Here is a 22,990-nt window from a genome sequence, read left to right as displayed (position 1 = left end):
TCCTCGATGCCCCTTCTCCAAGCCAACAAGGCCTACAAGCCCTTCGAATATCCGTGGGCGTTCGAATTCTGGAAGCGCCAGCAGCAGATCCACTGGATGCCGGAGGAAGTGCCGCTGGGCGAGGATTGCCGCGACTGGGCGCAGAAGCTGACTCCGCACGAGCGCAATCTGCTCACGCAGATCTTCCGCTTCTTTACGCAAGCCGACGTCGAGGTGCAGGACTGCTACCACGACAAATACGGCTCGGTGTTCAAGCCGACCGAGATCAAGATGATGCTGACCGCCTTCTCCAACATGGAGACGGTGCACATCGCGGCCTACAGCCACCTGCTCGACACCATCGGCATGCCCGAGAGCGAGTATAGCGCCTTCCTCCAGTACAAGGAGATGAAGGACAAGCACGACTATCTGAACAGCTTCGGCGTCGACACAGATGCCGACATCGCCAAGACGCTGGCGATGTTCGGCGCCTTCACCGAGGGGCTGCAGCTGTTCGCCAGCTTCGCGATGCTGATGAACTTCCCGCGGTTCAACAAGATGAAGGGCATGGGCCAGATCGTCAGCTGGTCGGTGCGCGACGAAAGCCTCCACTGTGAGGGGATCATCAAGCTGTTCCACGCCTTCGTGAAGGAGCGCGACTGCCTCACCGCCGACGTGCGCGAGAGCATCATCGACCAGTGCCAGAAGACCGTCCGCCTGGAGGACGCCTTCATCGACCTCGCTTTCGAGCAGGGCCCGGTCGAGGGCATGACCCCCAAGCAGATCAAGAAGTACATCCGCTACATCGCCGACTGGCGCCTCGGCCAGTTGGGGTTCCAGCCGATCTACATGGTCGACGAGCACCCCCTCCCCTGGCTCGCCCCGCTCTTGAACGGCGTCGAGCACGCCAACTTCTTCGAGCAGCGCGCGACCGAATATTCCAAGGCCGCGACCAAGGGCGACTGGAACCAGGTGTGGGACAGCTTCGACCGTCGGCAAAAGGCCAAGGTCGCCAACGACGGCGCGGCGGAAGCCGAGTCAGCGGTTCAGGTTGACGGCGAGGGCGGGCTGTTCGCGAATGCTGGGGTGGCGGCGGAGTAAATTTCCGCCGTTTTCAGCGCAATTTCGGCTCAATGACAGTGAGAATTACCTCTGTCAGGTAAAAGTCTCGAAGGAGGAGCAAGGCGATGAGTAAGATGCGCAAGGCTGCGAACCGCACCCGCCATCCTACTCGGATGAAATCATCGTCAAAGAAAATGCAAACGAGGCTGAGGACCACGGCCAAGGCAGCCACCGCTTCGCGGATCGTCTAACGACTTGGCTGCCTTGGCCGTGGTCCTCAGCGACGATGCGTCGCTAAGCTCCGATTGTAGCGTCGCTTAGAAAGCTGTCAAGTACAAAACGAGAACATTGGCAATATCTTCGCTCGCGTGGCGTGGCGATAAGATGCCTGCGAAGGACGCAGTCATGAGTTATCCAGCCCGCAGAGTTTGCTGGTTTGCAGTGGACGGTCATCCGCTGAGATCTTCAGAAACGAATAAGGTTAAATTGCGAACTTGGCCGCTTCGTGCGGAGTACTTCCTTGGGCTATCTCTGCGCTGGTGTCTGGTCGCAAGTATGCATAACAAACGTGCATGCCACTGACCTTTCCGGCCGCGCCGCGGACCATTCTTCTTTGCGACTACTCCATGGGCGGCTTTCGTCCCCCCGAAATGGTGAAGCGTCGGCCAGCGGTGGTGATTACAGGTCGTCTGCCACGTCGGAACAACTTACACACCGTCGTTCCGCTTAGCGGCACTCCTTCAGATGAGCGAAATCTCTACCACTGTAAGATTGAACTAACTGCTCCATTGCCGGAGCCCTTCGCAGAGACGACGTGGTGGGTGAAAGCCGACATGATTGCCACAGTCAGCCTAGAACGCCTCGATCTGTTCCGAACCGGACGAGATCAACATGGCAGGCGTAAGTATCTGAACGATCTACGTGTCTCCGAAGAACACTTTGCTACAATCAAGGTTGCCGTAGGGCACGCTCTCGGCTTGACACTTGACAAGTAGGACATCGCTCGCCACTTCCCGATCGATCGCTCGCGGCTTGCCGTTGAGCCTCAAGACCTCGTAAGAGGCGGCCGTGCCGCGGCGATAACAAGCTTGGCACGGTGTCGATTTAGGGCTCCTGCGCTTATGCGTTGGAGCCCTTGTCGTTCCTGTATAACCGCCCCTTAGGCTCCGCATAGCTATCTACCCGCCGCAGCGGGCGTTCGTGCCAGTTGATGTTCACCGCCCATAATGTCGGGAAGAAGAACAGGCTCGAATAAGGCAGATTGTTGTCGATCCACCGCGCCAGGATCTGCCAGTCGCCCGGCTTCTGATGCGCATCCCAGAACCCCGGCACCACCACGCAGGCGGTCGCGCCCATGCAGCCATCCTTGTCGCGCATATCCCAGATATGGTGCGCCGCGTTCCGCTCGTTCGACGCGCAATTATAGCCCTTCTTGCCCGCCCGCATCTGCTCGCTGCCGAGCGCATTGACTGCAGGTGAGCGATAGGCCGAGCGGATCGCCAGCCGGCCCCAGCGCTCCTGCAGCGGCTCCAGCAATTCCTCGCACAGCCGCGTCCCTGCCGCGATCGCCAGCTCCGGATCGTCGGGCGCATTGGTCAGCCCATGCACCTGCGCAATCTCGCTGTGCAGCATGTCGCGCATGAAGAACGACCGGCTCAGCCGCACCCGGCCAAGCTCGTTCAACTGCTGCACCGACCAGGTTCGCGCCATCGCTCCAGCCTCCGTCACCCGGGCTTGATCCGGGGGTCCGCCTTGTCTTCTACTCCGCTGGCTCGATCGGAGAATGGCCATGCAGGAAGAAGCCTATCGCCAGTATGTTCTCAGAACCTGGCCGCGAGGTCACCTCTGGCAGTGTCGCGCCGACCTCAATGGGCGTGAAGTAGGCGACCGCGCCATTGCAGACGACGCTGAGAGCGCGATCAAGGACAAGAAGGCGAGCCTCGACGCCCGCGACGACACCATTGCCGGCGGCAAAGGGCAGGACGGATGCCCGTCCGCCCTCGAATATGCCGAGGCCTTTGGCCGGGTGAAGATGTCGGCCGGGCAGGAGGCGATGCTCAAGGCGCATCTCGATGCACCCGATCACTGCCTGACCGCCACCGAACTTGCCGCTGCCGCGGGCTATGCGAACTGGAGCGCGGCCAATCTCCAGTACGGGCTGCTCGGCCAGGCCGTCGCCCAGGACCTGAATTTCAATCCCCGCCGGCGTGGTGACGGCAGCACCATCTGGACGACCGCTCTGGCCGATGCGGCTGGCTACTTGAGCGACGACCTGGACGCCGCGTCCCTGCACCGCACGATGGAGCGGCGCGAGGACGACGCGCATTTCGAATGGACGTTGCGCCCGCAGGTGGTCGAAGCGCTTCGCGGTGCGAAATCGAAGCCTTAGGCCGAAGCCTCAGTCCCCCTTGTCGCCCTGGTTCCTGGGCTTCTTCGTCTCGGCGTGGCGCCGGGCGTCCTGGCTAAGCGACTTCGAGACATCGACGCTGTCCTTGAAGCGCCCGCCTTCGTCGCGGCGGACGTAGCGCTTGTCCGTTCCGGTATCGATCAGTTCGCGTTCGCTCGACATGGCATCCCTCCTTGGTTGAGCTAAACGCAAGAATCGATGACGCGCGAAATCGTTCAATTCCAAGGTGGTGCCATCGCTCGGCCCGCCGCTTGCCTTTCGCCGCCCCCTCCCGCAACCTTCGCATGACAGGAGGACCGCGTTCATGATTCTCGCTCTGGCTATCGCCCTTTCCGCCCACCAGCCCGCCGCCCAGCAGCCGCAATCGCTGTACAACGCGCTCGGCATCGCGGAGCCGGGGCTGCGCGGGGCGGCGCTCGATGCGGCGGTGGCCAAGGCCGCCTCTTCCCCGCTCGGCAGCGTCGCCAATCCGGTCCGCGCGCAGGGGGTCGCCGGGGAACGCGATTATCTGGCGCGGCTGCGCTGCGCCGACGGGCAGGCGCCCGAAGTGCTCGGCCGCGGGTCGAGCATGCGCAGCCCGTTCGGCGGGATCACCGACATCTATTCGCTGCGCTGCAACGGCGCGGCGCCGACCAGCCACAAGATCATCTTCGACATGTACCACCAGCACCGCGAGACGCGGGCGGTCCCCGGCTTCACCCTCGCCCCCTGAGGCGATCCGCCGCAACCTTTCGTCAACCATTGCCGGCGCAGGTTGCGGCCATGCGCAACCTGGTCATTCCCGCCCTCGTCCTGTTGCCCTCGCTGGCGAGCCTCGCCCACGCCGCCCAGAACGCGCGCCCCTATGACGCCGCGCGGCAGGAACAGCAGCTGCGCTCGCTGAGCGCGCGGGAGAAGAGCGTCACGTATTCCGGCTGCCGCGAAATCCGCGCGCTCGGCATCGCTCCGCTGCGCCGCGGGCAGCCCGGCTATCGCCCGTGGATGGACGGCGACAACGACGGCTTCGCCTGCGAGCCGGTGCGTCGCTAGGCCCGCCGGAGGCAGGAGGCGTCGGCCGCAGGCAGCGCCGGTTCGCTCCGCAATATCTTCTCCATCGCCCGCCCCCGCGCCAGTTCGTCGATCATCTTGTCCAGCCGCCTTATCTCGCGCATCAGCGGGTCGGCGACCGCTTCCACCTGCACCCCGCACACCTTGCCGGTGACCGCCGTGCGCGCCGGATTCATCGCCGGCGCCGCCCCGAAAAACGTCTGGAAGTCGGTGCCGGCCGCCAGCGCTGCCTCCAGCTCTTCCTGCGAATAGCCGGTCAGCCAGCGCAGGATCGCATCGACCTCGGCCCTGCTGCGGCCCTTCTTCTCGGCCTTGGCGACATAATGGACGTGCACGCTCGCGACGCTGGTGGTGAACACGCGGTGCGTCATCGCTTGGCTCCTCGCTGGCGGTCGCGGCTGCTTACCACGGTTCCAACTTGCAGTGTAGGATTGGGCAGGATACCTAACCCATGTGGCACGTTTTTGGCAGGATTGTCGCGCTGTTACAGTTCGCTCAGTGCGATCCTGCCGCGGCCCTAGTCGGACCGTCGCCACCAGTGACTTTTGTGACCTTGTTCATTTTCGCCCGCTGCCCGCTCCCTCTTTGCCCGGCCAGCTGCTAGGCGCCGCGACTTCCTCCCCCAGCGCCTGAGGCCCCATGCTTACCCAGCTCCTCGTCCCCAGCCTCGTCAACCACTTGACCGCCCTGCCGCAATGGCTCGACAAGGGGGAGGCGCATGCCCTCGCCCATGACAACGATCCCGCCGACCTGCTTGCGGTGCGGCTGGCGGTGGACATGTTCCCGCTCCACTCGCAGCTGCGGGTGATCGCCTTCCAGGCGCAGGAGGCGGTGTGGCGGCTGCGCGGGGAGGAGACCCCGGCCGAGACCGTCGCGCTGCGCACCCGCGCCGCGGCCGGGCAGGACGATCCGGGCACCCTCGCCGAGGTCCGCGCGATCCTGGCCGGCGCGCTGGCTTTCGTTCGCGCGGTCGGGCCGGACGAGCTCGACGCCGCCGCCGATCGCCAGCTCAGCCACGCCCTGCCGATGGGCATGGTGTTCGACATGACCGGCTTCACCTACGTCCGCGACTGGGCGCTGCCGCAGGTCGGGTTCCACGTCGACATGGCCTATGCCCTGCTGCGCAGCGCCGGGGTCCCGCTCGGCAAGCGCGATTACGTGCCGCACATGTTCGGCTACCTGCGGCCTGGGACCATGCCGGGCGGCTGAGGTATCTTTCCCAGGGCCCCCGTGCTAGGGCTGGCGCATCGCCCGGACCGCAATCGTAAGCCCGGGCGACTGAGAGACCTGTTGCGCTCCCGCTTACCAGCCCCGGAGCCACCCCATGGACCTCAACTATCTGTACCTGCGACGCGGCGTGTCGCTGGCCCGTGCCGGCGAAGCCCGCTGCGAAGCCTCGCGCACTGCCCACCTCGGCCTGTACGAAGCCTACGGCCAGCGCATCGCCGCTCGCCGCCCCCTCCTCTCGATCAAGGCGGTGACCGCATGAGCCGTGCCCTTTTCCTGAAACTGACCGAAGCCGAAGTGATCGCCAAGTGCGACAGTGCCAAGGTCGGCATCTCCGCCCTCGAAACCCTCCCGGCCGGCGGGACCCGCCTGGTCTGCATGAGCAACGACGGCGCGGCGACCATGACCCGCAAGCTCAAGACCAGTCTGATCTCGGACACGTCGAAGCGCGCCCCGTTCCGTCCGCTGCATTCGCGCAGCTGACGCCCGGGGCCCCGGCCCTCAGGCCTGCTCGTTGATCTCCACCTGGTAGTTGGCCGGGGTCCACCCGCCCCACCGGGCGACGGCGAGCAGGATCACCATCAGCGCCACCGCGACCGCCAGCATGCCGGTGGTCATCACCCATGCCTCACGCTCGCGAAGCTCCGCTTTGCTGAGCGGCTTTTCAGGCTTGGGCGGCGGCGCACGGAGGATCCGCGAGCCCAGCTTGCGAGGTCCGCCTGCCAGGTCGACCGCCTGTTTCCTGCTCGGCAAAGGTTGCGCCATGTGCCCGAGCATAAGGCCAAGCCCTTGCCGAGAAGTTAGCGCGGGGCCGGCAACCCGATCAGGCTGATCTGCCGCCCATAGCTCGGCTCGCCGCGGTGCGTCGCGCGGCGGAAGGAATAGAAGTCCGCCTCCCGCCCATAGGTATCGAGCCCCAGCGCCTCGACCTGCCGAAGCCCCGCTTCGCCCAGCCGGTGAAGGAGGTAGGCGGGCAGGTCGAAATGCGGCTTGCCCGCGGGTCCATCGGCGAAGAACCGCTCGCTTTGCGGGTCTGCCGCCAGGAACGGCTCGGGAAAGGCGGGATCGACTTCGTAGCTCGCCCGCGCGATGGTCGGCCCGATCGCCGCCGCGATCCGGCTCCGCTCAGCACCCAGCCGCTCCATCGCCGCGATCGTCGCCTCGGCCACTCCGCCCAGCGCCCCGCGCCAACCGGCATGCGCGGCGCCGACGACGCCTGCCTCGCGGTCGGCGAACAGCAACGGCGCGCAATCGGCGGTGAGGATGCCAAGCAAGATGCCCGGCCGGTCGGTCACCAGCGCATCGGCATGCGGCCGCTCATCGTCGGACCAGTGGCCCGCCTCCAGCACCTCGATCCCATGCACCTGATAGGGCGAGACGATGGGCGCGCCCGGCAGCACCGCGTCGGCCGCGCGACGGCGGTTTTCGACGATCAAAGCGCGATCGTCGCCGCTGCCCCACCCGCAGTTGAGGCTGGCCATCGCCCCTTCGCTGACCCCGCCCGCGCGTCCGAGGAAGCCGTGCGGCAAGTCGGACAGGCTGCGCGCGCGCCACACCGGAACGCTCACAGCGCCGCCTCCCACACGCGGTCTTCGTCGGGATGGTTGCCGACCATGAAGGTGACCGGCCCGCGATCGACGAAGCCGTAGCGCTTGTAAAAAGCCTGCGCCCGCCAATTCTCGCTCCACACCGACAGCGCCATCCGCGACGCGCCCCGCCGCCGCGCCTCGGCCTGCACCCAATCGATCAGCGCGCGGGCGATCCCGGTCCCATGCGCTTCCTTGAGCAGGTAGAGTTGCTTCAACTCGATGACGTCGCCCGGCGCGACATGGGGCAGCTTGTTGGGGCCGAGCTTGGCATAGCCGACCACCGCGCCCTCCGCCTCGCCGACCTGGAAGGCATAGGCCGGATCAGCGAACTCCGCCGCCCAGCCCTCCGGCGTGAACCCGGCCAGGAAGGCCGCCAGGTCGCGCGGGTCATAGAGGTGCGCGAAGGTGTCGCAGAAACTGGTGCGGAAGACCTGGTCGATGGCGGGCAGGTCGGCGACGGTGGCGGGGCGGGTGGTCATAGTCCCGCCGGGCTTGGCCATTCCGGCGAGTGGATGGCAAGCACCTTGAACAGGCTGCCCATCTGGTCGGGCCGGCACAGCCGCGCGCGCGCCGCCTCGATCTCGCCGGCGCGGTGCGGAGCGGCGTTGGCCAGCGCACGGGCGCGGGCCTGGATGCCGAGCCGTTCGAGCCACGCACCCTGCTCGGCGGGTCCGGCGACGAACGCCCCCGCCTCCCGCGCGACTTCCGCCGCCCGCTGGAAGTCGACATGGCTGGTCAGGTCATGCTCGCCCGGATTGTCGAGCACCGGGGCGAAGCGATGCTCGCGCACCGCCTGCAGCGTATCGCCCGCTGCGCTGCGCTCATGGCCATAGTCGATCACCAGCGCTGCGCCGCCGATCGCCACCAAACCTTCGGCAAGGGCCGCCACCGCTTCGTCTCGTGCGGGCGACGTCTCCAGCACCTCGCCGTCGCGGTCGAAGGCGAGGCCACTGCCGATCCACTCCACGTGCCGCTCGACGCCCGCAACATGCTGGCGGATCGGCAGCGCATCGAGGAACTCGTTGGCGACCACCAGCAGCGGCGCATCGCCCGGCAGGTCCCCGATCGCCTCGTGATGCGTGACCGCACCCAGCAGCGCCGCCTGCGCCTCGCGCAGGGTCGGGCTGGCTTCCACCAGGTGTACCGGCGGGGTGAGCCCGATCGAGCGCATCACCCGCAGCGCGTCGCTGGCCAGCGTGCCGCGCCCCGGGCCTAGTTCGACATAGCGGACGTTGGCGGGCGAACCCGCGCGGCGCCAGACATCGGCCAGCGCCGCTCCGACCAGTTCGCCGAACATCTGGCTGATCTCGGGCGCGGTGGTGAAGTCGCCGCCCGCGCCCAGCGGGTCGCGGGTCGCGTAATAATAAGCGTTGCAGGCCTCCATATAGGCCTCGACGCTGAGCGGTCCGTCGCTGCGGAGCCGCTCGTGCAACGCGCGGGCGAAGGGCGTCAGGCGATGCTCTCCTGCCCGGCGAAGCTTTCCACCCGCTGGCGCCGGCCCTTGGCGGTGGCCATGAGATACAGTCCGCCGAGGATCATCGGGACGCACAGCCACTGCCCCATGTGCAGGCCGGTCGTTTCCGCAAAGCCGCGCAGGTGGTTGTCGGGCTCGCGGATGAATTCCACGCCGAACCGGAACACGCCGTAGAAGAACAGGAAGGCCCCCACCAGCATGCCCGGCTGGTAGCGCGCGCGGGTGCGCCAGAACATCACCGCCAGGATCGCGAACAGCAGCAGCCCTTCCAGCGCCGCTTCGTACAGCTGGCTGGGATGCCGCGGCGGACCAAGCGTGACCACGCCCGCGATCACCTCGGGAAAGCGAACCGCCCAGGGCACGTTGGTCGGGGCGCCCCACAGTTCGGCGTTGACGAAATTCGCCAGCCGCCCGGTGAACAGCCCGATCGGCACCACGCAGGCAACGTAGTCGTGGATCCGAAGCCACTGCAGCTTCTCTTTCCAGGCGAGGTAGATGATCGCGACGCTGGTCCCGATCACACCGCCATGGAAGCTCATTCCTCCATCCCACAGCTTGATGATCTCCAGCGGGCTCTCGAGGTAATAGCCAGGGCGATAGAACAGGACGTAGCCGAGCCGGCCGCCGAGGATCACGCCGAGCGAGGCATAGAAGACCAGATCGTCGGCGTGCCGCCGGGCCATCGGGGCGCCGGCCTGCTTGATCAGCTTCAGCAGGTACCAATAGCCAAGGAAGATGCCGGCCAGATAGGCCAGGCTGTACCACCGCAGTTCGAACACCCCAAGGTCGAGCGCGACCGGGCTGAGCCCGAGCTTGGTGAAGTCGATCGCTGCCACCATCAAGTTCATTACTGGTCTTTCCTCTTGGACCCGAGGTCTCATAAGGAGGAGCCACGCAAAGGCCAAGGAGACGCAAACACCATGCCGACCGAGCTCGACCAACGCTATGACGCCGTGTTCGCGGCCGTCACCGGGCCTGGCGGGCGGATCGTGGTCGGCGAGGACGAGGCCGGCCGGCGCATCGTGTCCAATTTCCCCGCCACGCTGCCAGCCTTGTTCAAGACCTTCTGCGCACTGAACGGCGCGGTGGAGGCGGTGATCGCCGGCGACGAGCGACTGACCTTCGCCGACCTTGACCGGATTTCGGACGACCTCGCCCGCGCGCTGGTCGCCCGGCACGGCATCGCCAAGGGCGACCGCGTCGGGATCGCCATGCGCAATTGTCCGAGCTGGATCGTCGCGCACATGGCGATCCTCAAGGCCGGCGGCATCTCCACCCTCCTCAACGGCTGGTGGCAGAGTGCGGAGATGAGCCACGCGCTGGACCTGACCGAGCCCAAGCTGATCATTGCCGACGAGCCCCGCGCCCGGCGCACCGCCGCCGCCTGCGGGCCGTGGCCGTTGGTCGCTCTGCCGATCGAGCGCCCGATCGCCGAAGCACTCGAGCCGCTGACCGGCGGCGAAACCAGCGACGCCGAGCTTCCCGCCATCGTACCCGAGGACGACGCCACCCTGCTCTTCACCTCGGGTTCCACCGGCGGCGCCAAGGGCGCGCTGTCGACCCACATGGCGGTGGTCCAGGGCACCTACACCTACGCCACCAGCATCATGTGCCTGCTCGGCATCATGCAGAGCATGGGCAATCCGCCCAAGAACCCGCCCAAGACCTTGCTCAACGTGCCGCTGTTCCATGTCACCGGCGAGGTGCCGGTGCTGCTCAACAGCTTCGTCATCGGCCGCGGCATGGTGCTGATGCCCAAGTGGGACGCGGGCGAGGCGCTACGGCTGATCGAACAGGAGAAGATCACCTATTTCGTCGGCGTTCCGACCATGAGCCTCGAGATGATGAGCCATCCCGACCGCGACCGCTACGATCTTTCGACCCTGACCGACATCGCCGCCGGCGGCGCCCCGCGCCCGGTCGCGCACGTCCAGCGGCTCAAGGACAGCTTCGAGACCGCTCAGCCGGCGCTGGGCTATGGCCTGACCGAGACCAATGCGGTCGGCTGCGGCAATTATTGGGGCAATTACCTCGCCAAGCCGGCCTCGACCGGTCGTGCCCTGCCCTATGTCGACATCGCCATCCTTGGCTCTGGCGACGCGCATCTGCCGGGCGGCGAGATCGGCGAGGTGGCGATCCGCTCGGCCGCCAACATCAAGGGCTATTGGAAGAATCCCGAAGCGACCGTCGCCGCCTTCACCGCCGACGGCTTCTTCAAGACCGGCGATATCGGCTTCCTCGATCCGGACGGCTACCTGTTCATCGTCGACCGCAAGAAGGACATCATCATCCGCGGCGGCGAGAACATCAGTTCGGCCGAGGTCGAGGCCGCGGTCTATGCCTGCGAGGCGGTGGCCGAGGCGGCGGTGTTCGGCGCCCCCGACGAAAGGCTCGGCGAAGTGCCTATCGCAATCGTACTTCCGGTCGAAGGCAGCGATCTCACCGAGGAGGATCTTCGCGCTTTCCTCGAGCCGCGCCTCGCCTCGTTCAAGGTGCCGGTACGCTTCATCTTTGCCACCGACAGCCTACCCCGGCTGGGCACGGGCAAGATCGACCGGGTCGCGCTCAAGGCCCAGTACGCCACTTGAAGCTCAGCCGCCGTACCCTGCTGGTCGGCACCGGAGCGGCTGCCGGGCTGGCGGTCGCCTGGAGCCTGTGGCCGCGCGCCGACCCGGCCAGTCTCGCCCTAGGCAAGGACAGCCTCGCGCTCGGCCCCGGGGTACTGATCGGCCGCGACGGCCGCTTGACGGTCGCCGTCCCTCAGGTTGAGACCGGTCAGGGCATCTGGACCGGCCTCGCCCAGATCGCCGCCGATGAACTGGGCGCGGCGTGGGAAACTGTCGGCGTCGCTCCCGCCCGCTCGGGCAGCCGCTGGGACAATGAGCTTGCCGAGCAATCGGGCTGGCTGGAGGGGGCCCGCGCCTGGCCATCGGCGCCCGATCCCGGTCTGCTGCGAATTACCGCCGGCGCCACCTCGATCCGCGCGCTGGAAATACCGATGCGCCAGGCCGCCGCCGCCGCGCGCGTGCTGCTGATCACCGAGGCCGCCGACCGCTGGAAGGTGCGCGCCGCCGAATGCGACACCGGCGGCGGCTTCGTCCGCCACGAAGGCAAGGCGGTGCCGTTTGCCGCGCTGGCCGACGGCGCCGCGGCCCGGTCGTTGCCCGGCGGCGACATCCCGCTGCGCGAAACCCCCGGCGAGCTTGCCGGCAAGCCCGTCGCCCGCCTCGACGCGCAGCCCAAGGCCGAGGGCCGCCTGCGGTTCGCCGGGGACGTACGCCTGCCCGGCATGCTCCATGCTTCCGTCCGCCGCCCCGGGCGAGGAAGCGTGTCGATCAACTCCGCTCCGCCCCGCGGCATCCGCTTCGAAACCGCCGACGGCTGGGTCGCCGCGCTGGCCGATGACTGGTGGTCGGCCGAGCGCGCGCTGGCGGCGGCGCAGGTCCGGGTCCTTGGCCCCGCCGGGGGAGACGATGCGGCGATCGACGCCGCGCTCGACCTCGCTCTGGCTGGCGATGATCATCAGCAGCTCTACGCGCTCGGCGACGTCGACGAAGCCTTTGCCGGGATCCGCCCGCTCGCCGCTACTTACTCCGCCGCGGCACAGCTCCACCCCGACCTCGAGCCGCCCGGCGCCACCGCTCGGCTGGAAGGCGGCCTGCTCGAGGTCTGGGCCGCGACCCAGGCGCCCGAAGTTGCTCGGCGCGCGGCGGCCGAGGCGGCCGGGGTGCCGCTCGGCCAGACCCTGCTCTATCCGATGCCGGTCGGCGGGCAGGGCGGCGCCGCGCTGGAGGCCGAGATGGTGCCGGTTGCCGCCACCCTCGCCCGCCGCACCGGGCGCCCGGTGCAGGTGATCGCCAGCAGGACCGAGCAGGTGCGCGGCGATGCGCTCCGCTCCCCGCTCAAGGCTCGGCTGTTCGCACGGACCCTGCCCGACGGCAGCATCGCCGGCTGGCGGATGCGACTGGCCGGCGGCGACGGGACCGCGCAGGCCTTTTCCCGCCTGCTTGGCGGCGGCAGCGGCGCCCTTCGCGCCGCCGCGCTCGAGCCGCTTCCCTACGGCATTCCCAATGTCGCGTTCGACGTCGCGCCGGCCGACCTGCCGCTCCGTCTCGGCTACCATCGCGGCGAGCTCCACCCGGCACTGACCTTCTTCACCGAGAATTTCCTCGACGAACTGGCACGGATCGGGGGCCGTGATCCGCTCAGCCAGCGAATGACGCTGCTGGCTGGGAACCCCCGCCTCGCCCGCTGCCTGGTCCGCGCGACGGCGCTTGGCGGATGGGACGGCGGCGGCCCCGGTAGCCAAATGGGACTTTGCGCGTTCAGCGGCTATGGCAGCCACATTGCGGTGGTTGGACAGGCGCAATTGGGAACGGGGGGCGACGTGGTGGTAAGCCGGCTGGTGGCGGCGGTCGATTGCGGGCGGGTGGTCAACCCGGCCCTGGTCAAGGCCGAGGTTGAGGGCGCCATGCTGGCGGCCATCGGCCAGGCGCTCGCCCGCGCGCCCTCCTTCCGCCACGGCCGGGTGCTCGGTCCGCTGGAGCCGCAGGTGCCGACGCTTGCCGCCGCGCCCGAGATACTGGTCGAAGTGCTGGCTAGTGACGCCGCGCCCGGCGGTGCAAGCGGCCTCGGGTCGGCAGCTGCCCCCGCGGCTGTCGGCAACGCCCTGGCGGCTGCAACCGGACGTCGCTTGCGCAGCCTTCCTTTCGATCCGATGTCCTGAGGCTCATGCTTCCTCCTTCCGACCATCCCGTCATCCCGCCGCGCAAGATCGGTGTCCTGCTGACCAATCTCGGCACCCCCGATGGCGCCGACGTGCCCTCCGTCCGCCGCTACTTGGCCGAATTCCTGTCCGATCCGCGCGTGGTCGAGATCCCGCGCGCGATCTGGAAACCGATCCTCCACGGCCTCGTCCTGCGCACGCGCCCGGCCAAGTCGGCGCATGCCTATTCGCAGGTGTGGACCGAGGAAGGGTCGCCGCTCGCCGCCATCACTCGCCGCCAGGCGCAAAAGCTGGCTCCGCGGCTGGGCGAGGCGGTGATGGTCGACTGGGCGATGCGCTACGGCAATCCGTCGATCCCGGACCGGCTGACCGCACTCAAGGATGCCGGTTGTGACCGCATCCTGCTGGCGCCTCTTTATCCGCAATATTGCGCGGCGACGACGGCCACTGCCAACGATTATGCGTTTCTGACGCTGGCCGGGATGCGCTGGCAGCCGGCGCTGCGCACGCTTCCGCCCTACCACGACAACCCCGACTATATCGGCGCGCTGCAGCGCGACATCGAGGCGCAGCTGGCGACGCTCGACTTCACGCCGCAGCGCCTGCTGCTGTCCTATCACGGCATGCCCGAGCGGACGCTGCGCAAGGGCGACCCCTATCATTGCCACTGCCGCAAGACCGCGCGCCTGCTCGCCGAGCGGCTCAGCCTTCCGGTCGACACCAGCTTCCAGTCGCGCTTCGGCCGCGACAAGTGGCTCGAGCCTGCCACCGACGATGTCCTCAAGGCCTATCCTCCGCAGGGCGTGACCCGGATCGCCATCGCCGCACCGGGCTTTTCCGCCGATTGCCTGGAGACGATCGAAGAGCTGGGCATTCGAGGCAAGGAGGAGTTCGAGGGTGCGGGCGGAACCCACTTCGCCCGGCTCGACTGCCTCAACGACCGCGACGAAGGCATGGCGATGCTGGAAGCCCTGATCCGCCGCGAGCTTGCCGGGTGGATTGCGGCTGCCTAGGCTCACTTCTCCTGAGGAGGAGAGTTTGATGGCTAGAGTGGCAATCGTGACCGGCGGCACGCGCGGCATCGGCGAGGCGATCAGCGTCGCGCTTCAGGAGGCGGGAATGACCGTCGCCGCCAATTATGCCGGCAATGAGGAGCGCGCGAAGGCGTTCACCGAACGAACCGGGATCAAGGCGTTCCGGTGGGACGTCAGCGACCATGACGCCTGCCTCGCAGGCGTGCGCGAGGTCGAGGGAGCACTCGGGCCGGTCGACGTGCTGGTCAACAATGCCGGTATCACTCGCGACACCACCATGAAGCGGATGGACCATGCCAAGTGGCAGGAAGTCATCGACACCAACCTCGGCGGTTGCTTCAACATGGCCAAGGCGGTGTGGGACGGAATGGTCGGTCGCGGATATGGCCGGATCGTCAACATCGGCTCGATCAACGGCCAGGCCGGCCAATATGGCCAGGTCAATTATGCCGCCGCCAAGTCGGGCATCCACGGCTTCACCAAGGCGCTTGCTCAGGAAGGCGCGCGGGCCGGGATCACCGTCAACGCCATCGCCCCGGGCTACATCGACACCGACATGGTCGCCGCCGTTCCCGAGGACGTGCTCGGCAAGATCGTCGCCCGGATTCCGGTCAACCGGCTGGGACGGGCCGACGAGATCGCGCGGGGAGTGGCCTTCCTGGTCGATGAAAACGCCGGGTTCGTAACGGGGTCGACCTTGTCCATCAACGGCGGGCAGCACATGTATTGACGGTGGAGACCGTCACCTATTCGCCGCCCGTAAAGCGAAGCGTCCTGATCCGCGGTCACCAGACCAGCATCAGCCTGGAACCCTTGTTCTGGCGTGCGCTGGAGATCGCGGCTCGCGATGCCGAGATGCCGGTGAACGCGCTGGTCGCCGAGATCGACGAAGCGAGGCTCAAGGTCTTAGACCCGCCCAACCTCACCAGCGCGCTGCGGCAATGGCTGTTCGGGCGCGCGCTGGGCGGGTGAGCTAGGCGAGGCCTTCGCTGAGGATCGCGGCTGCGAAATTGGCGGCGGCGGTCGGTTCGCACTCCAGGAACAGCGCCGGTTCGATCAGCTCGAGTTCCATCAACTGCAACTCGCCGGTAGTGCCGCGGATGAGGTCGACGCGGGCGTAGGTGGCCTTGGCTGGCGCTTCCGCCAATGCCGCTTCGGCCAAGGCCAGCGCGCCTTCCGGCAGTTCGGCCGCTTCGGTCGTCCCGCCATGATAGGGCTGGACCCGGAAGTCACCCGCTTTGGGCCGTTTGGCGACGCAATGCGACAAGCGCCCGCCGAGCAGGATCAGGCTATACTCGCCCTCCTCGACCACCGCGCCCAGCCATGGCTGCACCAGCATCCGCTGGCCGTGCACCTCTTGCGGAAGCGGCTCACCCGGTTTCAGCCGATAGGTCCCCCACGCCCCGGCCGAGACCGGCGGCTTGATCACCACTTCCGCCGCGCCCAGCACCCCGTGCGCCGCCGCCAGCGCCGCCTCGTTGAGGTGATCGACCTCCAGCGTCGGCACCGCGGCGATTCCCTTGGCCTCCAGCTCGCGGAGATAGGCCTTGTCGCTGTTCCAGCGCAGCAGGGCCGGCGGGTTGATCATCGGCCAGCCTTCGGCCTCCGCGCGATCGAGGAACGCGAGCCACTCGGCGTGACGCAGGTGGTAGCCCCAGGCGACCAGCGGCAACACCAGGTCGAAATCGCTTGGACTGTCGAACGCGGTCCAAGGCACGCCCCTCACCTCGGCGCCCGCTGCCTTGAGCGCGTCGGCCTGATTGTCGAAGGCCCAGTCGAAGTCCGCCCCATAGTCGGGTGCCGGGGTCAGCATCGCGATGCGCATGGCGGACCCTAGCGCGACAACAGGATGCGGGCCTGGCTGGCGATCTGCGCCAGCATCGGAACGCTCACCGACCCTCCGCTCCGCGCGCGGGTGACCAGCCGGCGGAATTGATCGATCCGCTTGCCCTGCCGCTCGGCCCAGCGTTCGACCGCCTGGACCGGGTCGTCACCGCGGGTGCGTGACAGCCAGTCGATGCGCAGCTGCTCGAACTCCTTGAGCAGGCCGGCGACAAGGAGACGTTCCCACTGGTCGACCGGATGAAGGCGCAGCGCCTGGCTTTGCGCCCAGTCAATGCCCAGCGCCTCGCCGATCCGGACGTAAGCGTGGGTCAGTTCGAGCGCGTCCATTTCCTTGCGCTGGGACAGAGCGGCGATGCCGAACACGCCGTCGAGCTCGTACAGCTTGACCAGCCCGCTGACGATCGCCTCGCCCGCGCCAAGCGCCTCGAGCGAGCCGTGAAGCGCGACCGCCTGTGCCTTGACCTCGTCGCGGATGATCGAGCGCGCGGCGGCGTCGATCTCGGTCAGGCCCGGCTCCAGCAGAGCGACCAGATCGGACACGCCCGTCTCCCCGCCTGCGGCGCGGAGGATGTCGCTCATGTGGCTGCGTACGCTCTGCGCGGCCATCGCGAACAGGTCGAGCCGGACCGCCTCGCTGACCGGTGCGTCCTCGATCCGCTGCCACAGCAGGTCGAGCTTGAGCAGGCGCTCGGCAGTCAGGAAGGCCGCGACGACCTGCGCCAGCGAGCTTCCTTCCTCTTCCGTCAGGTCGAGCGCAACGCTCGGCCCCAGCCGGTTGACGAAGCGGTTCGCGACCTTGGTGGCGATGATCTCGTTACCGAGCCTGTGGCGCAACAACGCCTCGCGATGCGCCTCGCGAAGCGGCTTGGGAAAGGCCGCCAGCAATTGCTCGTGCATCAACGGGTCTTCGGCCAGGCGCAGTTCCTCGGCCGCGTCCTGCAGGCTGAGCTTGGCCAGGCTGAGCAGGACCGAAAGCTCGGGCCGGGTCAGCCCGCGATTGTCGCCGACGCGGCGAAGCAATTCGTCGCTGCTTTCCAGCCCCTCGACTCGGCGGTCGAGCCGCCCGGCCGCTTCCAGCAGTTCAAGCGTGCGGACCTGCACCGGAAGTCCGGCTGCCCCGCTGCGCTCTGCCACCGACAGCGCCAGCGTCTGGCGGCGATTGTCGTCGAGCACCAGTTCGCCGACCTCGTCGGTCATGCTTTCCAGCAGCGCGTTGCGCGCCTCCAGCGTGAGCCAACCTTCCAGCATCTCCTGGTTGAGCGGGATCTTGATGTTGACCTCATTGTCCGAGCAATCGACGCCCGCCGAATTGTCGATGAAGTCGGTGTTGCAGCGCCCGCCCAGCTCGCTGAACTCGATCCGCGCGGCCTGGGTGATTGCCAGGTTGGCGCCCTCGCCCAGCACCTTGGCGCGAAGATCGGTGGCATCGACCCGCAGCGCATCGTTGGCCGGGTCGCCGACCGCGCTGTTGGCCTGCGCGCGCGACTTCACATAGGTGCCGATCCCGCCGAACCACATCAGGCCGACCGGCGCCTTGAGGATCGCGCTGATCAGGCCCGCCGGATCGAACGCCCCTGGTTGGACCCCGATCGCCGCAGCGGCTTCGGGGGTCAGCACGATCTCCTTCTGGCTGCGCGGCACGATCATCGCGCCGGGACTGAGCTTGCTCCGGTCGTAATCGTCCCAGCTCGACCGCGGCAGGTCGAACAGGCGCCGCCGTTCCGCCCAGCTGGTCGCCGGGTCGGGAGTCGGATCGATGAAGATGTGGCGGTGGTCGAACGCGGCGACCAATTGGATCGCCTTCGACAGCAGCATGCCGTTGCCGAACACGTCGCCCGACATGTCGCCGCAGCCGGCGACCGTCACCGGCTCGGACTGGATGTCGATGCCCATTTCGAGGAAGTGGCGCTGGACGCTGATCCACGCGCCCTTGGCGGTGATGCCCATCGCCTTGTGGTCGTAGCCGTTGGACCCGCCGCTGGCGAAGGCGTCGCCGAGCCAGAAGCCGCGGTCGAGCGCAATGGCGTTCGCGACGTCGGAAAAGGTCGCGGTGCCCTTGTCGGCGGCGACCACGAAATAGGGGTCGTCGCCGTCGTGGACGACCACCCCGTCCGGATGGACCACCTTGCCCTCGACGATGTTGTCGGTGACCGACAGCAAGGAGCGGATGAAGATCCGGTAGCTTTCGGTGCCCTCGGCCAGCCACGCCTCGCGGTCAGTCGCGGGCGAGGGCAGGTGCTTGGGATAGAAACCGCCCTTGGCGCCGGTTGGCACGATCACCGCATTCTTGACCAGCTGCGCCTTCATCAGGCCGAGGATCTCGGTGCGGAAGTCGTCGCGCCGGTCGGACCAGCGAAGCCCGCCGCGGGCGACCGGTCCGCCGCGCAGGTGGATGCCTTCGACCCGCGGGCTGTAGACCCAGATTTCGCGGTACGGGATCGGCGCTGGGAGGCCCGGAATGCGGGTGGGGTCGAGCTTGAAGGCCAGCGCTTCGTCGGGGCGCGGCGAAAAGGCGTTGGTCCGCAGCGTCGCTTCGACCACGCTTCGGAACAGGCGCAGGATGCGATCGTCGTCGATCGACTTGACCCCGTTCAGCGCCGCTTCGAACGCGGCGCGCTCGGCCTCGACCGCGGCCTTGCGGCCTTCGCGGGCGGGATCGTGTGCGGCGGTGAACCAGCTGACCAGGGCGCGGGTCGCGGCCGGGGTGCGCTTCAGCGCATCGACCACCGTTACCAGGCCATAGGCGACGCCGGTCTGGCGCAGGTAGCGGAACCAGGCGCGCAGCCATACGACCGGCTGCGGGTCGAGCCCGGCGAACAGCACCAGCTGGTTGAATTCGTCATCCTCGGCATGGCGTTGGAGGACCGCGCCGATCGCGCCCTCGATCACGTCGGTGCGCGCCAGCAAGTCGTCGGGATCGGCCCCGGCCAGTTCGAGCCGGAAGTCGTGGATGTGGCCCAGCCGGCTATCTTCGCCAAGCGCGGTCGGATGCTCCTCGATCACCCGGAACCCGAAGTTCTCGAACACCGGGACGGCTTCGGACAGGGGGACCAGCCCGCCCGACCGGTAGAGCTTCAGGCGCAGCTGGCCCGGACGGTCCGAAGGCTCGCGATGCAGCCGGACGTCGCGGTCGTCCGCTCCCTCCAGCGCGCATAGGCGAAGGATGTCGGAGGCCGCTTCCCCGGCGGAAGCTCGGCTGCGGTAATCCTCGGGAACGCCCGGCAGGTAGGTCAGCGCCAAGCGGATCGCGCGGCTGCTGCCCACCCGCTCGCTCAGCTCGGCCTCGACCGCGGGGGCCCAGCCGCGGACCATGTCGACCAGCTGCGCGTCGAGAATGGCGACATCGGGCAGCGGTCGCGAGGCGGCAAAGCCGAGCGTCAGGCGGATCAGCGCCAAATCACCGTCGCCAAGTTCGACCGCCCAATTGGTGACAGAGGACAGCACCGCTTCCTCGATCATCCGCTGGATGGCTATCCGGCGGGTCGTCGAAAGCTCGTCGCGCGGCAGCCAGACGAACGCGAACAGATGGCGATGCAGGGCGCCCGGAAGCAGCAGCAAGGCCGGGCGTGGACGATCGGCCAGGCTCATCGCGGTCAGGGCCGCGGCCCTCACCTCGCGCTCGTCGAACGAGATCAGTAGGTCGGGCGGCAATGTAGACAGCGCATGCGCAAGCGCCTTGGCGCCGTGGCTGGCGGGCGCGAAGCCAAGCTCGCGGTCGAGTTCGGCAAGCCGGCCTCGGACGACCGGGATCTCGGCCGGGGGCGAGCGGAGCGCGGCACTGGTCCACAGACCGGCGTGAAGCGACAGCGAGTTGTCGCCGCGGCGCACGACGACCACGTCGAGCGGCACCCGGCGGTGCACCGGGGACAGCCGGTCGGCCTTGAGCAGGAGCACCCGGCGGTGATCGTTGCGAAGCGCGTCGACCAGCCCGCGCAGGTCTTCGCTGCCCCACAGGTCGATCCCGGCGGAGGACAGGATGCCGAGGCCCTCGCCGACGCCTCCGTCGGCCGCGACCAGCTTGTGTCCGAGCAGGGTGAAGTTGTTGCTTGCCAGCCAGGCAAGCAGCGCCCCGCTTTCGGCGTCGGAGCGGGCGACCTCGGCCGCATCCTCGCGCATGGTGGCGAGCATCGTCTGCCAGTCGCCGACCGCCGCCCGGACCGAGGCAAGCACCGCCTCGATTTCCTGCACCAGTTCATGCCGGCCGCGCGCGTCGGCCCGGTCCAGTTCGACGTAGATGATCGATTCGGGATTGCCTTCGCCGAGCGAAACCAAGCGCTTGCCCTCGCGGGTCGCGTGGACGATCGGGTGCAACAGGCGCCGGACGGTCAAGCCGTGCCCGGCGATCACCGCCGCGACGCTGTCGACCAGGAAGGGCATGTCGTCGTTGACGATGACCAGCCGCATCAGGCGACGCGCCGCTTCGCTCCCGACCGATTGCAGCTTGAGCGCGACCTCGCCGGGGCGGCGCTCGGCCGCGACTTCGCCGACGAAGGCTGCCGCCTCGGCCTGCTCGGCCGGGGTGAACCCCTCGGTTTCGCCGGGCAGGGCACCATCGACTAGGGCTTGGGAAAAGGCGTCCGCCATCGATGCGGACGCGCGGGGGTCAGCCGCCATCACTCTTTACGCTCCCATTGAGAATTGGGGCGCGTCTAGACCCGGGCACCCCGGGTCACAACCCCGCGACGCACCGCGAGAAAGCTCAGCCGAGGTGGCGGAAGGCCTTTTCGAGGAGGTTCAGGTCGGGAACGGCGCAAACCGGTTCGACCTTGCCGTTGGCGTCGCGGCGGACCAGCACCAAGGTGAATTCGTCGTTGCCGGCAAGCGCGCTGAGCGGCTGGGCATTGACCGAGCGAAGCATGACCCGCGCCTTGTCGACCCGCGTATCGCTGCGCCGGTCGGGCCGGCGGGCATCGCGCTCGGCCGCGACCAACCCCTTGAGGCTGCCGGGGAAGCTCTCGATGAACGGCAGGAAGCCCTCGAAATCGATCTCGCACCGCTCGGCATGGGCAAGCGCGGCGGCAAATTCGGTCAGCCGCGCCTTGTCGTAATCGGCACCGAACACGAGCTTGACGATCGGGGTCATCGGCGCGCGGGCCTGCGACCTGATCCCGGCATCGTCGAGCAGTTCGGCATAATCGTCCGGCACCCGCCGGCTGGCGACCGCGAAGTCATAGGCCAGCGACAGCGCCCGGTAGAGCGCTGCTCGGCTGCGTCCGTCGGCGGCCTTAAGCACTTCAACCGTCTCGCGCGCGGCGGACAGCCGGTCGGCGAGACCCGCATCCTCGCCGAGCGGCGCCACGTCCTCGAACTCCGGCTCGATCCCGTCGACGAGGTCGAGCACGTCGTCCTCCTCGACCAGCGACAGGACCGGCGCAGGCGCCGCGATGCCGTCCTTCCAGTTGATCACGCCATAGATGAAATCGATCGTTTCCCCGTCCGAGGAAAACGGCATCAGGATCCCGCGATAGCAAATGTCGTGCCCGCGCTGGTTGGTGAACTCGGCTTCGAAGCCGATCGGCGCGCGATTGGCGACGATCTGCAGCCAGTGATCGGTCAGTCGGCTGAGCAGCGAGCGCGGCGGAACGTCGGCAATCGTCCGGACCTCGTCACCGATCTCGCATTCGGCGCGCAGTGCGGCGCCGATGAAGCTGGTGACCGGATTGTCGGAACTGGCAGTGAAGTCGAGCAGCAGGCTGTGGTCGGCAAAGTCCGATACGTCGCGCCCGTCGAGATCCTCGATCGAGGGGAAGTCGCGCCCGGCCAGCAGCGAGCTCCAGTAGTTGTAGGCGCGCACATGCATTCGACGCTCGTCGGTGCCGATCGCGACCGCCGGGTCTTCCTCTTCATGATCCGCGATCATGCCTGCTGCAAAGCTGCCGTCCATGCGTCCGCCATTACCCCCATTAAGGATGCAACTACCTCCGCCGCGGTTACCAATCGGTTAAGTATAGCGGTTCGACTCGCGTGGGAATCCCCTCGTCGCAAAGCGGTGAATCCGCAGCCGCCGTCCCGCGTTACTCCTTGCGATGGACAGCAGCCTGATCGTCGGCGCACTCTACTGGCCCGAGCACCGCGCGCTGGAACTCAGCCTCGCCACCGGACGACGCTACCTCTATCTCGGCGTTCCGGCCGACGTAGCGGAAGAATTCGCCACCACTTCCTCGAAGGGCGTCTATTTCAACCGAGCCATTCGCGGGCGCTTTGACTGTCACCCCTTGCGTGACGCGGAGGCCACCAAACGCGCTGTTAACCACTAAACCGACGCGCCACAGGAACGGTTGGTCGGCCGCCGCGTTCGTTTCGCCACAACAATCAAGGGGTGATGACATGGCCGATCTCAATCGCGACGGAATAGACGATGGCCCGGTGGTCGAGCGGACCACGGTCGTGAACACCGGCGGCGGCGGCGGAAGCAGCGGCCTGATCGCCGTGATCGTCCTGCTGGCGGTGCTGGCGATCGGCTACTTGCTGTATTCCAACGGCACGTTCGGCGGCTCCAAGACCGAGATCAAGGTGCCGGATTCGATCAACGTCAACGTCAATTAAGTGCGGTCGGGCGGAGGGGGGCGCAACGCTTCCCTCCCCCGCTCCACCGGCCTA

The 22,990-nt window shown here is 67.7% G+C and carries 26 protein-coding genes; 15 read left to right on the top strand and 11 right to left on the bottom strand.

The genetic code is table 11. The features are described 5' to 3' along the window. The first annotated feature begins 6 nt into the window (after positions 1 to 6). Both M1K48_RS11140 and M1K48_RS11135 read left to right on the top strand, forming a co-directional pair. Entirely contained in the window at positions 7 to 1,080 is a 1,074-nt protein-coding gene (locus M1K48_RS11140; protein ID WP_249455229.1) for a ribonucleotide-diphosphate reductase subunit beta, read from the top strand. Between the two features lie 533 nt (positions 1,081 to 1,613). Further along, entirely contained in the window at positions 1,614 to 2,036 is a 423-nt protein-coding gene (locus M1K48_RS11135) for a type II toxin-antitoxin system PemK/MazF family toxin (protein WP_249455227.1), read from the top strand. A gap of 124 nt (positions 2,037 to 2,160) precedes the next feature. Here M1K48_RS11135 and M1K48_RS11130 read toward each other — a convergent pair whose 3' ends face one another. Then, entirely contained in the window at positions 2,161 to 2,751 is a 591-nt protein-coding gene (locus M1K48_RS11130) for a hypothetical protein (protein WP_249455226.1), read from the bottom strand. A 79-nt stretch (positions 2,752 to 2,830) separates the two neighbouring features. Here M1K48_RS11130 and M1K48_RS11125 point away from each other — a divergent pair, with 79 nt between their 5' ends. Further along, positions 2,831 to 3,430 carry a hypothetical protein gene (locus tag M1K48_RS11125; protein WP_249455225.1) on the top strand — a complete coding sequence of 200 codons (600 nt, stop codon included), beginning with the start codon at positions 2,831 to 2,833 and terminating at the stop codon, positions 3,428 to 3,430. Positions 3,431 to 3,439: 9 nt separating this feature from the next. Here the strand turns inward: M1K48_RS11125 and M1K48_RS11120 are convergent, their stop codons facing one another. Further along, positions 3,440 to 3,610, bottom strand: a complete 171-nt coding sequence (locus M1K48_RS11120) for a hypothetical protein (RefSeq protein ID WP_249455224.1) — start codon at positions 3,608 to 3,610, stop codon at positions 3,440 to 3,442. A 142-nt stretch (positions 3,611 to 3,752) separates the two neighbouring features. Here M1K48_RS11120 and M1K48_RS11115 point away from each other — a divergent pair, with 142 nt between their 5' ends. Then, on the top strand, positions 3,753 to 4,160 hold the full coding sequence (locus M1K48_RS11115; RefSeq protein WP_249455223.1) for a hypothetical protein: 408 nt from the start codon (positions 3,753 to 3,755) through the stop codon (positions 4,158 to 4,160). 50 nt (positions 4,161 to 4,210) lie between these two features. Next, positions 4,211 to 4,477: an excalibur calcium-binding domain-containing protein gene (locus M1K48_RS11110; RefSeq protein ID WP_249455221.1), complete on the top strand. Its 267-nt coding sequence runs from the start codon at positions 4,211 to 4,213 to the stop codon at positions 4,475 to 4,477. Here M1K48_RS11110 and M1K48_RS11105 read toward each other — a convergent pair. Continuing rightward, entirely contained in the window at positions 4,474 to 4,866 is a 393-nt protein-coding gene (locus M1K48_RS11105) for a DUF2200 domain-containing protein (protein WP_249455219.1), read from the bottom strand. The genes M1K48_RS11110 and M1K48_RS11105 overlap by 4 nt on opposite strands. A 268-nt stretch (positions 4,867 to 5,134) precedes the next feature. Here M1K48_RS11105 and M1K48_RS11100 point away from each other — a divergent pair, with 268 nt between their 5' ends. From M1K48_RS11100 to M1K48_RS11090, 3 genes are all read left to right on the top strand, one after another. After that, entirely contained in the window at positions 5,135 to 5,704 is a 570-nt protein-coding gene (locus tag M1K48_RS11100) for a DUF1993 domain-containing protein (RefSeq protein WP_249455217.1), read from the top strand. 115 nt (positions 5,705 to 5,819) lie between these two features. Further along, complete coding sequence (locus M1K48_RS11095; RefSeq protein WP_168067802.1) at positions 5,820 to 5,984, top strand: hypothetical protein; 165 nt, start codon at positions 5,820 to 5,822, stop codon at positions 5,982 to 5,984. Then, positions 5,981 to 6,205, top strand: coding sequence for a hypothetical protein (locus tag M1K48_RS11090; RefSeq protein WP_249455215.1), 225 nt, complete (start codon positions 5,981 to 5,983; stop codon positions 6,203 to 6,205). The genes M1K48_RS11095 and M1K48_RS11090 overlap by 4 nt, the downstream gene beginning before the upstream one ends. An 18-nt stretch (positions 6,206 to 6,223) precedes the next feature. On the opposite strand, the gene M1K48_RS11085 is transcribed toward M1K48_RS11090, so the two are convergent. From M1K48_RS11085 to lgt, 5 genes are read right to left on the bottom strand one after another with little or no spacing between them, the layout of a single operon-like run. After that, a complete protein-coding gene (locus M1K48_RS11085) occupies positions 6,224 to 6,487 on the bottom strand; it encodes a hypothetical protein (RefSeq protein WP_249455213.1) in 264 nt (87 codons plus the stop codon). Between the two features lie 35 nt (positions 6,488 to 6,522). Beyond that, complete coding sequence (pgeF, locus tag M1K48_RS11080) at positions 6,523 to 7,290, bottom strand: peptidoglycan editing factor PgeF (protein ID WP_249455211.1); 768 nt, start codon at positions 7,288 to 7,290, stop codon at positions 6,523 to 6,525. Beyond that, entirely contained in the window at positions 7,287 to 7,790 is a 504-nt protein-coding gene (locus tag M1K48_RS11075; protein ID WP_249455210.1) for a GNAT family N-acetyltransferase, read from the bottom strand. Before M1K48_RS11075 ends, pgeF begins: the two co-directional genes overlap by 4 nt. Next, on the bottom strand, positions 7,787 to 8,743 hold the full coding sequence (locus tag M1K48_RS11070) for a class I SAM-dependent methyltransferase (RefSeq protein ID WP_249455208.1): 957 nt from the start codon (positions 8,741 to 8,743) through the stop codon (positions 7,787 to 7,789). Before M1K48_RS11070 ends, M1K48_RS11075 begins: the two co-directional genes overlap by 4 nt. 17 nt (positions 8,744 to 8,760) lie before the next feature. Continuing rightward, positions 8,761 to 9,633, bottom strand: a complete 873-nt coding sequence (lgt, locus tag M1K48_RS11065) for a prolipoprotein diacylglyceryl transferase (RefSeq protein ID WP_249455206.1) — start codon at positions 9,631 to 9,633, stop codon at positions 8,761 to 8,763. A gap of 72 nt (positions 9,634 to 9,705) precedes the next feature. Between lgt and M1K48_RS11060 the strand changes: the two genes are divergently transcribed. The 5 genes from M1K48_RS11060 to M1K48_RS11040 are packed head-to-tail and all read left to right on the top strand — an operon-like array spanning position 9,706 to position 15,517. Then, entirely contained in the window at positions 9,706 to 11,373 is a 1,668-nt protein-coding gene (locus tag M1K48_RS11060; protein WP_249455205.1) for a class I adenylate-forming enzyme family protein, read from the top strand. Then, positions 11,370 to 13,511, top strand: coding sequence for a molybdopterin cofactor-binding domain-containing protein (locus M1K48_RS11055; protein ID WP_249455203.1), 2,142 nt, complete (start codon positions 11,370 to 11,372; stop codon positions 13,509 to 13,511). The genes M1K48_RS11060 and M1K48_RS11055 overlap by 4 nt, the downstream gene beginning before the upstream one ends. A gap of 5 nt (positions 13,512 to 13,516) precedes the next feature. Next, positions 13,517 to 14,524, top strand: coding sequence for a ferrochelatase (gene hemH / locus M1K48_RS11050; RefSeq protein ID WP_249455201.1), 1,008 nt, complete (start codon positions 13,517 to 13,519; stop codon positions 14,522 to 14,524). Positions 14,525 to 14,552: 28 nt separating this feature from the next. Continuing rightward, entirely contained in the window at positions 14,553 to 15,275 is a 723-nt protein-coding gene (phbB, locus tag M1K48_RS11045; RefSeq protein ID WP_249455199.1) for an acetoacetyl-CoA reductase, read from the top strand. Between the two features lie 2 nt (positions 15,276 to 15,277). Next, positions 15,278 to 15,517, top strand: coding sequence for a ribbon-helix-helix domain-containing protein (locus tag M1K48_RS11040; protein ID WP_406697363.1), 240 nt, complete (start codon positions 15,278 to 15,280; stop codon positions 15,515 to 15,517). Position 15,518: 1 nt separating this feature from the next. On the opposite strand, the gene M1K48_RS11035 is transcribed toward M1K48_RS11040, so the two are convergent. From M1K48_RS11035 to M1K48_RS11025, 3 genes are all read right to left on the bottom strand, one after another. After that, positions 15,519 to 16,370 carry an ATP-grasp domain-containing protein gene (locus M1K48_RS11035; protein ID WP_249455195.1) on the bottom strand — a complete coding sequence of 284 codons (852 nt, stop codon included), beginning with the start codon at positions 16,368 to 16,370 and terminating at the stop codon, positions 15,519 to 15,521. Between the two features lie 8 nt (positions 16,371 to 16,378). Then, positions 16,379 to 21,004, bottom strand: coding sequence for an NAD-glutamate dehydrogenase (locus M1K48_RS11030; RefSeq protein ID WP_249455193.1), 4,626 nt, complete (start codon positions 21,002 to 21,004; stop codon positions 16,379 to 16,381). Between the two features lie 85 nt (positions 21,005 to 21,089). After that, complete coding sequence (locus tag M1K48_RS11025) at positions 21,090 to 22,250, bottom strand: PAS domain-containing protein (RefSeq protein WP_249455191.1); 1,161 nt, start codon at positions 22,248 to 22,250, stop codon at positions 21,090 to 21,092. 166 nt (positions 22,251 to 22,416) lie between these two features. Between M1K48_RS11025 and M1K48_RS11020 the strand changes: the two genes are divergently transcribed. Together M1K48_RS11020 and M1K48_RS11015 are read left to right on the top strand one after the other, a co-directional pair. Continuing rightward, positions 22,417 to 22,647: a KTSC domain-containing protein gene (locus tag M1K48_RS11020; protein ID WP_249455190.1), complete on the top strand. Its 231-nt coding sequence runs from the start codon at positions 22,417 to 22,419 to the stop codon at positions 22,645 to 22,647. A 70-nt stretch (positions 22,648 to 22,717) separates the two neighbouring features. Then, positions 22,718 to 22,936, top strand: coding sequence for a hypothetical protein (locus M1K48_RS11015; RefSeq protein ID WP_168067788.1), 219 nt, complete (start codon positions 22,718 to 22,720; stop codon positions 22,934 to 22,936). The last annotated feature ends 54 nt before the right edge of the window (positions 22,937 to 22,990 follow it).

The sequence above is a fragment of the Sphingomonas glaciei genome (assembly GCF_023380025.1).
In the GTDB taxonomy this organism is placed as follows: Bacteria; Pseudomonadota; Alphaproteobacteria; order Sphingomonadales; family Sphingomonadaceae; genus Sphingomicrobium; species Sphingomicrobium glaciei.
Note: the sequence above shows the minus strand (reverse complement) of the source record. Positions and strands in the feature narration are given on the sequence as shown.

Bases quoted from the DNA above. Each gene is read 5' to 3' on its own strand.
- M1K48_RS11085 (WP_249455213.1), bottom strand. From the start codon at position 6,487: ATGGCGCAACCTTTGCCGAGCAGGAAACAGGCGGTCGACCTGGCAGGC.
- M1K48_RS11035 (WP_249455195.1), bottom strand. From the start codon at position 16,370: ATGCGCATCGCGATGCTGACCCCGGCACCCGACTATGGGGCGGACTTC.
- M1K48_RS11020 (WP_249455190.1), top strand. From the start codon at position 22,417: ATGGACAGCAGCCTGATCGTCGGCGCACTCTACTGGCCCGAGCACCGC.
- M1K48_RS11130 (WP_249455226.1), bottom strand. From the start codon at position 2,751: ATGGCGCGAACCTGGTCGGTGCAGCAGTTGAACGAGCTTGGCCGGGTG.
- M1K48_RS11090 (WP_249455215.1), top strand. From the start codon at position 5,981: ATGAGCCGTGCCCTTTTCCTGAAACTGACCGAAGCCGAAGTGATCGCC.
- lgt (WP_249455206.1), bottom strand. From the start codon at position 9,633: ATGAACTTGATGGTGGCAGCGATCGACTTCACCAAGCTCGGGCTCAGC.
- M1K48_RS11030 (WP_249455193.1), bottom strand. From the start codon at position 21,004: ATGGCGGCTGACCCCCGCGCGTCCGCATCGATGGCGGACGCCTTTTCC.
- M1K48_RS11075 (WP_249455210.1), bottom strand. From the start codon at position 7,790: ATGACCACCCGCCCCGCCACCGTCGCCGACCTGCCCGCCATCGACCAG.
- M1K48_RS11135 (WP_249455227.1), top strand. From the start codon at position 1,614: ATGCCACTGACCTTTCCGGCCGCGCCGCGGACCATTCTTCTTTGCGAC.
- M1K48_RS11140 (WP_249455229.1), top strand. From the start codon at position 7: ATGCCCCTTCTCCAAGCCAACAAGGCCTACAAGCCCTTCGAATATCCG.
- M1K48_RS11115 (WP_249455223.1), top strand. From the start codon at position 3,753: ATGATTCTCGCTCTGGCTATCGCCCTTTCCGCCCACCAGCCCGCCGCC.
- M1K48_RS11105 (WP_249455219.1), bottom strand. From the start codon at position 4,866: ATGACGCACCGCGTGTTCACCACCAGCGTCGCGAGCGTGCACGTCCAT.
- M1K48_RS11015 (WP_168067788.1), top strand. From the start codon at position 22,718: ATGGCCGATCTCAATCGCGACGGAATAGACGATGGCCCGGTGGTCGAG.
- hemH (WP_249455201.1), top strand. From the start codon at position 13,517: ATGCTTCCTCCTTCCGACCATCCCGTCATCCCGCCGCGCAAGATCGGT.
- M1K48_RS11125 (WP_249455225.1), top strand. From the start codon at position 2,831: ATGCAGGAAGAAGCCTATCGCCAGTATGTTCTCAGAACCTGGCCGCGA.
- M1K48_RS11095 (WP_168067802.1), top strand. From the start codon at position 5,820: ATGGACCTCAACTATCTGTACCTGCGACGCGGCGTGTCGCTGGCCCGT.
- M1K48_RS11100 (WP_249455217.1), top strand. From the start codon at position 5,135: ATGCTTACCCAGCTCCTCGTCCCCAGCCTCGTCAACCACTTGACCGCC.
- M1K48_RS11120 (WP_249455224.1), bottom strand. From the start codon at position 3,610: ATGTCGAGCGAACGCGAACTGATCGATACCGGAACGGACAAGCGCTAC.
- M1K48_RS11110 (WP_249455221.1), top strand. From the start codon at position 4,211: ATGCGCAACCTGGTCATTCCCGCCCTCGTCCTGTTGCCCTCGCTGGCG.
- phbB (WP_249455199.1), top strand. From the start codon at position 14,553: ATGGCTAGAGTGGCAATCGTGACCGGCGGCACGCGCGGCATCGGCGAG.
- M1K48_RS11025 (WP_249455191.1), bottom strand. From the start codon at position 22,250: ATGATCGCGGATCATGAAGAGGAAGACCCGGCGGTCGCGATCGGCACC.
- M1K48_RS11060 (WP_249455205.1), top strand. From the start codon at position 9,706: ATGCCGACCGAGCTCGACCAACGCTATGACGCCGTGTTCGCGGCCGTC.